Below are 12,336 nucleotides of genomic sequence, written 5' to 3' on the forward strand. Positions count from 1 at the left end.
TTGGGGGTGTCATTGACGCCCCGCGCCCTTTAGCGATAAGCGCAAGGCATCCGAATTTCCAGCCCGGAGCGCCCAGATGTCCGAACTCTCGCAACCTACCCCCGAAGAGATCAACGCCAAGTTCACGCCGCGGATCTTTTCCGGCATCCAGCCCTCGGGCAACCTGACGCTGGGCAATTATCTGGGGGCGCTCAAGCGCTTCGCCGAAAAGCAGGACGAAGGCATCGAGACGATCTATTGCCTGGTGGACCTGCATGCGATCACCGTCTGGCAGGACCCCGAGGCGCTGAAGAAACAGACCCGCGAGGCGGCGGCGGCCTTCATCGCCTCGGGCATCGACCCGGCGCGCTCAGTGCTGTTCAACCAGTCGCAGGTCTCGGCCCATGCGGAACTCGGCTGGCTTCTGAACTGTGTCGCGCGGATGGGCTGGATGAACCGCATGACGCAGTGGAAGGACAAAGCGGGCAAGAATGCGGAAAAGCAGTCGCTGGGGCTGTTCGCCTATCCCTCGCTGATGGCGGCCGACATCCTGCTTTATCACGCGACGATGGTGCCGGTGGGCGAGGATCAAAAGCAGCATGTGGAGCTGTGCCGCGACATCGCCGCGAAGTTCAACCATGATTACGGCGTCGATTTCTTCCCGGCGCCGCTGCCGCTGATCGAGGGCGTCGCGACCCGGGTGATGAGCCTGCGCGATGGCAGCAAGAAGATGTCGAAATCCGACCCCTCCGATGCCAGCCGGATCAACCTGACCGACGATGCCGACACGATCGCGAAGAAGTTCCGCAAGGCGGTGACCGATCCCGAGCCGCTGCCCGACAGTCTGGAAGGCCTTGAGGGCCGGGCCGAGGCGCGCAACCTGGTGAACATCTATGCCGCGCTGGCCGACAAGACCCCCGCCGAGGTGGTGGCCGACTATGCCGGTCAGGGGTTCGGGGTGTTCAAACCGGCGCTGGCCGATCTGGCGGTGTCGAAGCTCGAACCGATCTCGACCGAGATGAGCCGACTGATGAACGACCCGGCCGAGATCGACCGGATCCTGGGGCAGGGCGCGGAAAAGGCCGATGCCATCGCCCAGCCGATCCTGCAAAAGACGCTCGAGATCATGGGGATGATCCGCTCGCGATAAGCGGCCAAGGCGGGGGCTCTGCCCCCGCACCCCCGGGATATTTGTGGCAAGATGAAAGCCGAGCCCCTTTATCTTGCCGCAAATATCCCGGGGGGTGAATGAGCGCAGCTCAGAGGGGGGCAGCGCCCCCCAGCGCCGGTGCGGCTTTCGCCTCGGCCCGGGGGTAAAGCCGTGCCATCGTCACGCCGCGGGCAAGGTTCAGCACCATCAGCGCCGCCCAGAGCCCGTGATTGCCGAAGGCCGGGATCAGGGCGCAAAGCGCGGCGATGTAGATCGCGACAGATAAGAGCATCGCATTGCGCATCTCGCGCGTCAGCGTCGCGCCGATGAAGATGCCGTCGAACATCCAGGCGGCAATGCCGATCAGCGGCGCAAGGCCCATCCAGGGCAGATAGGCGCGGGCGGTTTCCCGCACCTCGGGCGCGGTGGTCATCGTGTCGATGATCGCGCCGCCGAAGATCAGGAACAGGGCAGAGAGCAACGCCGCCCCCGCCACCCCCCATTGCGACGCGACGACGGCGGCGCGGCGCAGGCTGCGGGGCGCGCGGGCGCCGACGGCCTGACCCACCAGACTTTCCGCGGCAAAGGCGAAACCGTCGAGCGCATAGGCGGTGATTTCCAGAAACTGCAGCAGCACCTGATTGGCCGCCAGTTTCACATCGCCCTGACCCGCGCCCAGAAACAGGAAGGCGGTGAAGCTGCCCTGCAGGATCACCGAGCGGATCATGATGTCGGTATTGACCCGCGCCATCTGTTTCAGCGGCGCGGCGGCCAGGATCACCGCCCGGCTCAGCCCCGGCACGAGGGCCGAGCGGGAAAGCCAAAGCGCCAGGGCGAGGCCCGAGAGTTCCGCAATCAAAGTGGCTGCGGCGACGCCCTTGACCCCCCACCCCAGGCTAAGGACAAAGAGCAGATCCAGCCCGACATTCAGCCCGTTCATCAGGAGTTGCAGCACCAGCACGGCGCGGGTGCGTTCCAGCGCGATCAGCCAGCCGGTGAAGGCATAAAGCGAAATCGTCGCGGGTGCCCCCCAGATCCGGATCGACAGATAGTCCTGCGCCAGCCGCTCGACCTCGGCCGAGGCGGGGGCGATCTGGAAAGCGGCCCAAAGCATCGGCACCTGCAACGCGATCAGGCACAGCCCCGCGGCGAGCCCGATCCCCACGGCGCGGATCAGCCCGGCCGAGATTTCCAGGCTGTCGCCCTCGCCCTTGGCCTGCGCCACAAGCCCGGTCGTGCCCATGCGCAGGAAGCCGAAAATCCAGTAGACCGAGGCCAGCACCACCGCGCCAAGGCCGACGGCGCCAATGGGCGCGGCCTGTCCCATCTGGCCCACCACCGCGGTATCGACCGCGCCCAGAAGCGGCACGGTCGCATTCGAAATCACGATCGGGGCCGCGATGCGCAGCACCCGGGCGTGACTGACGGGCGTCATTCCGCGCGGTCCGGCATCAGGAAATGCCCGGTCGCCTGGGCGAAAAGTTTTGCCCGGTTGTCCTGCCAGGCCTCGACATGAACGCTGGCATAGCGCCGCCCGGAGCGGTTCACCCGCGCCCGCGCATAGGCGTCGCGCGGCAGGCCGGAGCGCAGGTAATCCACGGTGAAATCGATGGTTTTCGGCAGCCGCGGCAGAACCGGATCGGGGGCGGAAAGATCGATCCGCCCGGCTTCCATGTCTTCCCACAGCAGCGTCCAGCTGAGTTCCATGATCGCCGACACCTCAAGGAAAGCCGCCGTCACCCCGCCGTGGATCGCCGGGATCAGCGGATTGCCGATCAGCTTGTCGTCATAGGGCAGGACCGCCGTCAGTTCATCGCCGCGGCGGTCGAAGCTGATACCGAGAAAGCGGATATAGGGCACGCCGGAGACCAGCGCGCGCAGGGCGGCATCGCGGCGGCCCTTGACCAGATGCACCGGTTCGGGTCTCGGACGGCTCATTGCGCGCCCCCTTTCGGACGTTCGACGGTAAAGGCGCCGGTGGCCGAGGCGACGGGCAGGCCCGCTTCCTCGTCATGGGCGGTGGCGCGCAGGAAGGCCACGGTGCGGGTGATGTGATAGACCTCGGCCCGGGCGGTGATGCGCTGGCGCGGCGTTGCGGTGCGCATGTAGTCGATGCGCAGGTCGATGGTGGCGGTGCCCGCGGGGGCCTCCGGGTGGCTCATCACCGCGGCGCCGCAGCAGGTGTCCAAAAGCGCCGAGACCGCGCCGCCGTGAATGACCCCGGTGCGCGGATCGCCCACCAGATCCTCGCGCCAGTCCATCGAGAGTTCCGCCGCGCCGCCGCCGATCGCGTCCAGCCGCATCCCCAGGGCGCGGGCATGCGGGATCGCCTCGATGAACATCCGTGCCTGTTTCAGCTTTGCCTCGTCCATGTCCCCTCCGGTTTTGGCCACGATGCCGTGACGTTGCGACCAAGGCAAGCCACACGCGGCGCGAGAGAGGTTGATGCTGCGTCAACCGCGCGTTAGCTTCGCCCCGGAGGGGGAGCAAGCCATGGCAGAGGTGCTGAGCTTCAAGGAAATGTGCGCGCGGTTCGACGTCACGCCGCGGACGCTGCGCTATTACGAATATATCGAACTGCTCTCGCCGCAAAAGGAGGGCAGGGCGCGGTTTTATGGCCCGCGCGAGGTGGCGCGGATGACGCTGATCCTGCGCGGCCGTCGCTTCGGCTTCAGTCTGGAAGAGCTGCGGCAGTGGCTCTTGATCTACGACCATCAGGGCACCGAGGCGCAGAATCGCGCCTGGATCGCGCTGGCCGACCGGCAGCTGGGCGTGCTGGGCAAGCAGCTGGAGGAGCTGCAGGCGGCGGTCACCGACCTGCGGGCGCTGCGCGACGATGTCGCCCGCATCCTGACCGACTGAGCCACGAATCGGCCCCCGCGCGGGGCCTTTTCCCCATCCGGCGATCGCTTTCCCCGCCCTTTGCGGGGGTCGGAATTTCGATTTTCCCGGGCTTTTCCGTCTGACATTACGTCAAGGTCACCGTGACGCGACGTTACAGTGACGCGAACGTCAACCAAACTTGTAATGTGGTGGTGCAAGCTTGAACTGCCGCCTTACGTTACGCAAAGGGACAAAGGGGGCGGCAGGATGAGTGACGACATGATGACGATCCGCGAGATGTGCGATGCGTTCGAGGTGACGCCCCGCACCTTGCGGTTCTACGAGGCGAAGGAGCTGCTGTTTCCGCTGCGCGAGGGGCAGAAGCGGCTGTTCACCCGGCGCGACCGGGCGCGGCTGAAACTGATCCTGCGCGGCAAGCGCTTCGGCTTCAGCCTCGAGGATATTCGTCAGCTGCTGGACCTTTATGACATGGGGGACCAGCAGAAGACGCAGATGGCCGAGACGCTGAAACTGGCGCGTCAGCGGCTGAGGGAGATGGAGCGTCAGCGCGACGAACTTGATCAGGCGATCGGGGAGTTGGCGGCGCAGATCGCCTGGGGCGAGGAGAGGTTTGCCGGCATGGCCGAGTGATCCCCGCCCCCGGCAGACCGGACAAGGGAGAGGACCATGCCGAACTATACCGCAAACACCCGCGACATGCAGTTTGTCCTGCACGAGCTGCTGAAGATCTCCGGGCAGGATGTGCCCGGCTATGCCGATCTGGAACGCGAGTTCACCGAGGCCGTGCTGGATGCGGCGGGCAAGGTCGCCTCGGAGGTGCTGGCGCCGCTGAATGCGGTGGGCGACACGCAGGGCTGCAAGCTTGAAAACGGCGCCGTGCGCGTGCCTGCTGGGTTCGATGCGGCCTTTGCCGCGATGAAGGAGGGCGGCTGGACGGCGCTCGACTGCAACCCCGAGTACGGCGGGCAGGGCATGCCCTATGTGATCAACTGCGCTGTGGGCGAGATGTTCGTTTCCGCCAACATGGCCTTCAACATGTATCAGGGCCTGACGCATGGCGCGGTGTCCGCGATCGAGGCGCATGGCACGGATGCGCAGAAGGCGACCTATCTGCCGAAGATGGTGGCCTGCGACTGGACCGGCACGATGAACCTGACCGAGCCGCATTGCGGCACCGATCTGGGCCTTCTGCGCACCAAGGCCGAGCCGCAGGCGGATGGCAGCTACAAGATCACCGGCACGAAGATCTTCATCTCGGCGGGCGATCACGATCTGGCCGAGAACATCATCCATCTGGTCCTGGCCAAGGCGCCGGGCGGCGGCGAGGGGACGAAGGGGATTTCGCTCTTCATCGTGCCGAAATTCCTGGTGAATGCCGATGGCTCTTTGGGCGCCCGCAATGCGGTGAGCGTCGGCAAGGTCGAGCACAAGATGGGCATTCACGGCTCGGCCACCTGCGTGATGAATTACGACGGCGCGACGGGCTATCTGCTTGGCGATCTGCACAAGGGCATGCGGGCGATGTTCACGATGATGAACGAGGCGCGGCTGGGCGTGGGGCTGCAGGGCTATGCGGTGGCCGAAGCCGCCTATCAGGCGGCGCTCGCCTATGCCAAGGACCGCCTGCAAGGCCGCGCCGTGACCGGCGTCGCCAATCCCGCCGGCCCGGCCGATCCCTTGATCGTGCATCCCGACATCCGCCGCGCGCTGATGGATCAGAAGAGCTTCCTTGAAGGCGCGCGGGCCTTCACCTTCTGGGGCGCGACGCTGATCGACCGCGCGCATGGGTTGCAGGATGCCGAGGCCGAGGGGCTGATCTCGCTGATGACGCCGGTGATCAAGGGCTTTTTGACCGACAAGGGCTTCGAGGCCTGCGTGCAGGCGCAGCAGGTCTGGGGCGGGCATGGCTATATCGAGGAACAGGGCATGAGCCAGTTCGTCCGCGATGCCCGGATCACCATGATCTACGAGGGCGCGAACGGCGTGCAGGCGCTGGACCTTGTCGGGCGCAAGCTGGCGGCCGAGGGCGGCAAGCCGCTGATGGGCTTCTTCGAGATGGTCAAGGCCGAGTGCAAGGCGCATGACGGCGACGAGCGGATGAAGCCTTTCACCGATGCGCTGAAGGTGGCCTCGAAACAGATGCAGGCGGCGGGGATGTTCTTCCTGCAGAATGCTGCGAAGAACCCGGATGCGGCGCTGTCGGGCAGCTATGACTTCATGCATCTGATGGGGCATGTCTGCCTGGGCCTGATGTGGACGCGGATGGCGGCGGCGGCGCATGCGGCGCTGGACGGCGGCGCCTCGGACCGGGCCTTCTACGAGGCGAAGATCACCACCGGGCGCTATTACATGGCCCGCCACCTGCCTGCCTGCGGGCTGCATCTGGCGCGGATCGAAAGCGGGTCCGAGGGGGTGATGGGGCTCTCGGCCGATCAGTTCTGAGCGGCAGGGGATTTCGCCCCGGGCTTGCGCCCGGGGCGACCCGCCGGGGGCTCCGCCCCCGGACCCCCTGACTTCAGATGCGTATTTGAGCCAAGAAAAAGCCGACAGGCGCTTTTGAGGTTCGGAAATTGAAAAGGGGCCCTGCCGTCACCGGAAGGGCCCCTTTCCTTGGAAACGGCGCGGCGCTCAGCGGCGCGGATCGTCGCTCTCGTCTTCGTCCTCGTCGTCGTCGCCATGCGGCAGGTTGAAGAAGCTGTCGGCATCCGAGAAGTCTTTCGGATCCTCGGCCTCTTCCTCGCGCGGGTCGAGGCCGAAGCCCTCGATCCCGGTGCCGGGCAGGCGCGGCTCGGTGGTCATGCCGAGGCTCTGTTCGGTCGAGACCAGCTTGCGGCGCTCGTCATCGCTCATCACGCCTTCGGCAGCGCGTTTCTTCGCGGCTTTCTGCACTTCGCTGTCGAGTTCGGACTGACGGCACAGGCCCAGCGCCACCGGGTCGATTGCGGTCATCGAGCCGATGTTCCAATGCGTGCGTTCGCGGATCGAGGCGATCGTCGGTTTCGTCGTGCCCACCAGACGGGCGATCTGCGCATCGGCGAGTTCCGGGTGGAACTTGACCAGCCACAGGATCGCATTCGGCCGGTCCTGGCGTTTCGAGAGCGGCGTGTAGCGCGGGCCGCGGCGCTTGTCCTCGCCCACGGCGGCGGCGTTGAATTTCAGCCGCAGCTTGTAAAGCGGGTCCTTCTCGCCCTTCTCGATCTCGCGCGGGTCAAGCTGGTTCGAGCCGACCGGATCAAAGCCCTTGACGCCAACCGCCACGTCGCCGTCGGCAATCCCCTGCACCTCGAGTTCATGCATGCCGCAGAAATCGGCGATCTGTTTGAAGGTCAGGGTCGTATTGTCCACGAGCCAAACGGCGGTGGCTTCGCCATCAGGGGCTTGTTCGTCATCGGAGCGATCCTTTACACATATCTCTCCCGGGCCGAGAAACCGGCTGCGGCCCGGTTCCCCCCGGCCGCGGTCCATTTCTGGTGGGGAATTGCCGGTTTATATAGGGCCGAATGGCTGCGGAGGAAAGAGAAAATGCGCGTTTTCGCCATTTGTGCCGCCTGTCTGCTGGCCTGTCCGGCCTTTGCCGGGGGCGAGCGGGCGGGGCGGTTCGATTATTACCTCCTGGCGCTGAGCTGGTCGCCCGGCTGGTGCGCGACCGAGGGCAGGGACCGGGCGGCGCGGCAATGCGATCCGGGCAGCGGCGCCGGTTTCGTCCTGCACGGGCTCTGGCCGCAGTTCGAGGCGGGCTGGCCGCGCGACTGTCGCAGTTCCCTGCGCGATCCCTCGCGCGCGGAGACGGCGGCGATGGCGGATGTCATGGGGTCGGATGGTGCGGCCTGGCATCAGTGGAAGAAGCACGGCCGCTGTTCCGGGCTTTCGGCCGCGGAGTATTTCACGACGGCGCGGCAGGCCTATGCGAGCGTCGCCATTCCCGTTGCGTTTCAGCAGCTTGCGCAGGATGTCCGGCTGTCGGCCGCCGCCGTCGAACAGGCGTTTCTGACCGCCAATCCGCGGCTTTCGCCCGAGATGGTGACGGTGACCTGCACGGGCGAGCGGATCGATGACGTCCGAATCTGCCTGACGAAGGATCTGGAGCCGCGGCCTTGCGGGGCGGATGTGCGGCGCGATTGCCGCAAGCAAGATGCGCTGATGGAGCGCGTGCGATAGGCGCCGGAAAGGGCGTATTTGGGCCAAGAAGAAACGGCAGGGTTTTCCCGGGCCAATCGCCCTTTCCGGCGGGCGTTCTCAGGACAGGCGCAGCACGATCTTGCCGATATGGGCGCTGGTTTCCATCCGCGCATGGGCGGCGGCGGCCTCTTCCAGCGCGAAGCTGCTGTCGTGAATCACCTTCACCTGGCCCGCTTCGATCATCGGCCAGACCCGGGCGCGCAACTGCCTTGCGATCTCGGCCTTGGCGATGTCCGATTGCGGGCGCAGCGTCGCGCCGGTGAGGGTCAGGCGGCGCAGCATCACCTGCGCGAAGTTGATCTCGGCTTTCGCGCCCTCCAGAAAGGCGATGAAGACCAGCCGGCCGTCATCGGCCAAAGCCTTGATGTTGCGCGCGATATAGCTGCCCCCCACCATGTCGAGGATCAGGTTCGCCCCCCCCTCGGCGCGCAGGATCTCGGCGAAATCGGCCTCGCGGTAGTTGATGGCGGTGGCGCCGAGGGCGGCGCAGGCGACGCATTTTTCGGCGCTGCCCGCGGTGGCCCAGACCCGGGCGCCGAGCGCGCGGGCAATCTGGATCGCCGTCGTGCCGATGCCCGAAGAGCCGCCGTGCACGAGGAAACGCTCGCCCGCGGTCAGGCCGCCGCGCATCACCACGGTCGACCAGACGGTGAAACAGGTCTCGGGCAGGCAGGCGGCGTCGCGCAGGCTGAGGCCCGCGGGGACGGGCAGGGCATGGGCGGCGGGGCAGGTGGCATAATCGGCATAGCCGCCGCCCGGCAAAAGTGCGCAGACCGGATCGCCGACCGCCCAGCCCGTGACCCCGGGGCCCAGCGCCGCGACATGGCCCGAGCATTCAAGCCCGGGCAGGTCCGAGGCGCCCGGAGGGGCCTTGTAGGCGCCCGCGCGTTGCAGCGCATCGGGGCGGTTCACCCCGGCAAAGGCGATCTCGATCAGGATCTCGCCCGGACCCGGCACCGGCACGGCGCGGCTTGCCAGTTTCAGCACCTCGGGGCCGCCGGGGGCGGCGATCTCGATGCAGCGCATCACCTGCGGCAGGGCGTTCACGGCGTTTCCCCCCGGGCCGAAAGGCTGCCGGGCGCGGTCCTCGGCTCTGGCGCGCGAATCGTATCCAGGACACCGCGCAGGCCGGGCAGGCGCAAAAGCCCGCCCTTGATCTTTTCGAACTGCAGCACATTCTCGATCCGGTGATCGAGGAAGGCCCAGGTGTCGGCATGATCGGGGCTTTCGTCGCCGATCCAGAACAGCACCGTCGCCGAAAACACGCCCGAAAGCGTCAGGCGTTTCGAATACCAGTTGTAATCGCGGCTTTCATCGCCAAGGCCCAGCCAGATCGTGTCGGCGGTTTCCCAGACCAGCCGCCCGCCAAGCGCCATGTTCTGCGGCAGGGCAAAGGCGGAACTGGCGCGGCGGACGAGTTCCGCATCGACCAGCCCGATCCGCATCCGCACCGCCGCCGCCACCTTGTCGCGGAAGCGAAGCCCCTGAAACTCCTGCGCTTTCAGGGCTTCGGCCAAGGCCCGGTCGGCGGCGCGGTGATAGTCCGCCGCCAGATCGATGGCGCCGCGCGGGCAGACCAGACGCGCCAGCGTCGGATCAACGCCGATATCGGTCACCGCCGCCGCAAAGGCCGGATCGGACCAGCCATCGAAAGGCACATGCGGGGTGATCGCCTCGAGCAGCTCGGCCCGCAGGCGCGATGCCTCCAAATGGTCGTTTTTCATTGCTTTTCCCTTGCGCGGCAGCGGTGGACAAATGTCCGGACCTTTGCTATATGGCCGCTTCCTGCAAACTGATGCAACTCAAACTTAGGAAGGTGGTGACACCACATGCAGGTCAGCGTTCGCGACAACAACGTCGAACAAGCGCTTCGTGCCCTGAAGAAAAAACTTCAGCGCGAGGGGGTTTTTCGCGAAATGAAGCTCAAGCAGCATTTCGAAAAGCCGTCCGTGAAGAAAGCGCGCGAGAAAGCTGAAGCCGTTCGCCGTGCCCGTAAACTGGCGCGGAAGAAAGCTCAGCGCGAAGGCGCACTTTAAGAGGCGTTTGATAACGCTGGCGGGCTTGCCCGCACCGCAAACCCCCGTGGCCCTGCCGACGGGGGTTTTTGGTTTTGGGGGCTTTGGTTTCGGCGGGGCTTGCCGGGCTCAGGCGACCCGGCGCGGCGCAGAGGCCAGGGCTTCGGTGCGAAACAAGCACCATCGCCTCGCGCAGTTGCGCCGACATGCCCGACAGCACCCGGCTTGCCGCCGTCGTTTCCTCGAACATCGCCACGTTCTGCTGCGTCACCGCGTCGAGCTGTTCGACCGAGCCGTTGATCTCGGTCAGGGCACGCGACTGTTCCTCGGCCGAGCGGGCGATTTCGGCCACCCGGGCCGAGATGTTTTCCACCGCCGACACGATGCTGTCGAGCGTGGTGACCATCTGGTTCACCAGATCCACCCCGGTCTTCACCTGCCGTTCCGACGACTGGATCAGCGTCGAGATCTCGCGCGCCGAGGCCGAGGAGCGCTGGGCAAGGTCGCGCACCTCCGAGGCGACGACGGCAAAGCCGCGTCCGGCCTCACCCGCCCGGGCGGCTTCCACCCCGGCATTCAGCGCCAGCAGGTTGGTCTGGAAGGCGATGTCGTCGATGACCGAGGTGATCGAGGCGATCTGATGCGAGCTTTGTTCGATCTCGCCCATCGCCTGGATCGAGGCGTTGACGACATGGGTGCTGTCGCGGGCCATCTTTTCCGCCGCCTGCGCCGCCTGCGCGGCCGCGGTCGCCATCTGCGCGGCCGAGCCCACCGAACTGGACAATTCGTTCATCGCCGCGGCGGTATTGGCCAGCGCATGCGCCTGCCGCTCGGTGCGGGAGGACAGGTTTTCCGAGGCCGAGGTGATGTCGGCGATCTGCGCGGTGATCTCCTCGGAACAGGAGAGCGCCACCCCGATCGCCTGCGCCAGCTGCGTCACGGCGGCGTTGAAATCTTCGCTGAGCGAGCCGTAATCGCCGCCCTCGATCCGCGCCAGCCGCACGGTCAGATCGCCGTTCGACAGCGCCCGCAGCACCTCGCGCAGGCGGGTGACGACCGCTTCCTGCCGCGCGGCATGGGCGGTGCGTTCGTCGGAAAGACGGGCCGAGGCCTCGATCGCGCGGGCATTCGCCTCGGCGGCGGCGCGGGCGGTTTCCTCGGCCTCGGCGCGCAGCTTCCCGGCGTCTTGCGCCACCTTTTCGGATTCGCGGCGGCGGCTTTCGGCCTGCGCCGCCGCTTCCTCGGCACGCCGTTGCGCGGCCTCGGCGCTTTGCGACATCTGCTGCACGCTCTCGAGCTGGGCGGAGAGCGACGCCTCCATCCGCTGGCGATAGATCACGCTGGCGATCAGCACCGCGGTTTCCGCCACCACCACCGCGCCGTGAAACAGGGTGCGCAGGAGGTTCGGCCAAAGTTCGGCGCTGGGATAGACGAGGCCTGGCAGCAGAACGCTGAGCGCCAGGTGATGCAGCGCGATCGTCGCGGCCGAGATCAGCAGCACGCGCACATCGACCATCGCCGCCAGTGCCGCCAGAACGGCGAAATAGGTCATGTGGCTGTCGATCTGCCAGGGATGCCCGGAAAGCGCCGCGGTGAAGGCGATGGCCTGCCCCACCAGCCCCTGTGCGACCAGCGTCCGCCCGCTCGGGGTGTCGCCGCGCAGGGCGCCAAGCCCCGCCACCGCCGCGAAACTCCAGGCGATCAGCGGGGCGGCGACGGCGGCCGTGCCGACCAGAAGCGCGACGCCGGTGACCAGCACGGCACAGGCGAGCGTCGCGATCAGGAACAGCCGCAGCCGCATCGAGATCCCGTCCTGCTTCGTCGCGGGGGTCTGCATGTCAGTATTCTCCACAAAATTGGGCAACGGCGGCGGCATCGAGGACCGCCCAGGCCCCCGCCGCGGCAAGGCGCTGCGCGGCGTCCGGCGCCGTCGCGGTGACCAGATGTCCGAGGGGGGCCTCTGTCGGGCCGATCAGGCGGGCCCCCGCCCGTTCCGCCACCAGATCGGCGCTGCGCCAGGGGGGAACGACCATGACCCAGGGACCGGCGCCCGATGCCTTGACATCAAGCAGCGTCGTCGCCGGGGCGATCGTGATCGAGAGAGCCAGAACCAGAAATTCGAGTCGCATCGGGACCTCCGCCGCCAGCTTAGGCGAAAGCCCTTAACAA

13 protein-coding genes and 1 pseudogene are annotated in these 12,336 nt (G+C 66.7%); 6 read left to right on the forward strand and 8 right to left on the reverse strand.

Annotated elements, in window-relative coordinates; genetic code table 11:
• Positions 1-76 precede the first annotated feature (76 nt).
• Positions 77-1,129 (forward strand): tryptophan--tRNA ligase, encoded by a 1,053-nt coding sequence (trpS, locus tag RCAP_RS02385; protein ID WP_013066214.1) that lies wholly within the window; start codon positions 77-79, stop codon positions 1,127-1,129.
• 109 nt (positions 1,130-1,238) lie between these two features.
• Here the strand turns inward: trpS and RCAP_RS02390 are convergent, their stop codons facing one another.
• The 3 genes from RCAP_RS02390 to RCAP_RS02400 are packed head-to-tail and all read right to left on the reverse strand — an operon-like array spanning position 1,239 to position 3,501.
• The gene (locus RCAP_RS02390) at positions 1,239-2,564 is read right to left on the reverse strand and encodes an MATE family efflux transporter (RefSeq protein ID WP_013066215.1); all 1,326 of its coding nucleotides are present in this window, start codon (positions 2,562-2,564) and stop codon (positions 1,239-1,241) included.
• A complete protein-coding gene (locus tag RCAP_RS02395) occupies positions 2,561-3,067 on the reverse strand; it encodes a PaaI family thioesterase (RefSeq protein WP_013066216.1) in 507 nt (168 codons plus the stop codon). Before RCAP_RS02395 ends, RCAP_RS02390 begins: the two co-directional genes overlap by 4 nt.
• The gene (locus RCAP_RS02400; protein WP_013066217.1) at positions 3,064-3,501 is read right to left on the reverse strand and encodes a PaaI family thioesterase; all 438 of its coding nucleotides are present in this window, start codon (positions 3,499-3,501) and stop codon (positions 3,064-3,066) included. Before RCAP_RS02400 ends, RCAP_RS02395 begins: the two co-directional genes overlap by 4 nt.
• Before the next feature lie 121 nt (positions 3,502-3,622).
• Between RCAP_RS02400 and RCAP_RS02405 the strand changes: the two genes are divergently transcribed.
• The 3 genes from RCAP_RS02405 to RCAP_RS02415 all read left to right on the forward strand — a co-directional run bounded on the left by RCAP_RS02405 (position 3,623) and on the right by RCAP_RS02415 (position 6,415).
• On the forward strand, positions 3,623-3,991 hold the full coding sequence (locus RCAP_RS02405) for a MerR family transcriptional regulator (protein ID WP_013066218.1): 369 nt from the start codon (positions 3,623-3,625) through the stop codon (positions 3,989-3,991).
• 228 nt (positions 3,992-4,219) lie between these two features.
• Positions 4,220-4,603 carry a MerR family transcriptional regulator gene (locus tag RCAP_RS02410; protein WP_013066219.1) on the forward strand — a complete coding sequence of 128 codons (384 nt, stop codon included), beginning with the start codon at positions 4,220-4,222 and terminating at the stop codon, positions 4,601-4,603.
• A gap of 36 nt (positions 4,604-4,639) precedes the next feature.
• Entirely contained in the window at positions 4,640-6,415 is a 1,776-nt protein-coding gene (locus RCAP_RS02415; RefSeq protein ID WP_013066220.1) for an acyl-CoA dehydrogenase C-terminal domain-containing protein, read from the forward strand.
• Positions 6,416-6,601: 186 nt separating this feature from the next.
• Here RCAP_RS02415 and RCAP_RS02420 read toward each other — a convergent pair whose 3' ends face one another.
• The gene (locus RCAP_RS02420; protein WP_238530215.1) at positions 6,602-7,318 is read right to left on the reverse strand and encodes a DUF1013 domain-containing protein; all 717 of its coding nucleotides are present in this window, start codon (positions 7,316-7,318) and stop codon (positions 6,602-6,604) included.
• 177 nt (positions 7,319-7,495) lie between these two features.
• Between RCAP_RS02420 and RCAP_RS02425 the strand changes: the two genes are divergently transcribed.
• Entirely contained in the window at positions 7,496-8,131 is a 636-nt protein-coding gene (locus RCAP_RS02425; protein WP_013066222.1) for a ribonuclease T2 family protein, read from the forward strand.
• Positions 8,132-8,209: 78 nt separating this feature from the next.
• Here RCAP_RS02425 and RCAP_RS02430 read toward each other — a convergent pair whose 3' ends face one another.
• A complete protein-coding gene (locus tag RCAP_RS02430; RefSeq protein ID WP_031320842.1) occupies positions 8,210-9,178 on the reverse strand; it encodes an NAD(P)H-quinone oxidoreductase in 969 nt (322 codons plus the stop codon).
• Between the two features lie 17 nt (positions 9,179-9,195).
• Positions 9,196-9,876: a COQ9 family protein gene (locus RCAP_RS02435; protein WP_013066224.1), complete on the reverse strand. Its 681-nt coding sequence runs from the start codon at positions 9,874-9,876 to the stop codon at positions 9,196-9,198.
• Positions 9,877-9,981: 105 nt separating this feature from the next.
• On the opposite strand from RCAP_RS02435, the gene rpsU reads away from it, so the two are divergent.
• Positions 9,982-10,188 (forward strand): 30S ribosomal protein S21, encoded by a 207-nt coding sequence (rpsU, locus tag RCAP_RS19820; protein WP_011748553.1) that lies wholly within the window; start codon positions 9,982-9,984, stop codon positions 10,186-10,188.
• Between the two features lie 256 nt (positions 10,189-10,444).
• On the opposite strand, the pseudogene RCAP_RS20100 reads toward rpsU, so the two are convergent.
• A pseudogene (locus tag RCAP_RS20100) lies at positions 10,445-12,043 on the reverse strand (methyl-accepting chemotaxis protein); the annotation flags it as partial.
• Positions 12,006-12,296, reverse strand: coding sequence for a hypothetical protein (locus RCAP_RS02445; RefSeq protein WP_013066226.1), 291 nt, complete (start codon positions 12,294-12,296; stop codon positions 12,006-12,008). The gene RCAP_RS02445 and the pseudogene RCAP_RS20100, both read right to left, overlap by 38 nt.
• Positions 12,297-12,336: the final 40 nt, after the last annotated feature.

This window comes from Rhodobacter capsulatus SB 1003 (assembly GCF_000021865.1).
Lineage (GTDB): Bacteria > Pseudomonadota > Alphaproteobacteria > Rhodobacterales > Rhodobacteraceae > Rhodobacter > Rhodobacter capsulatus_B.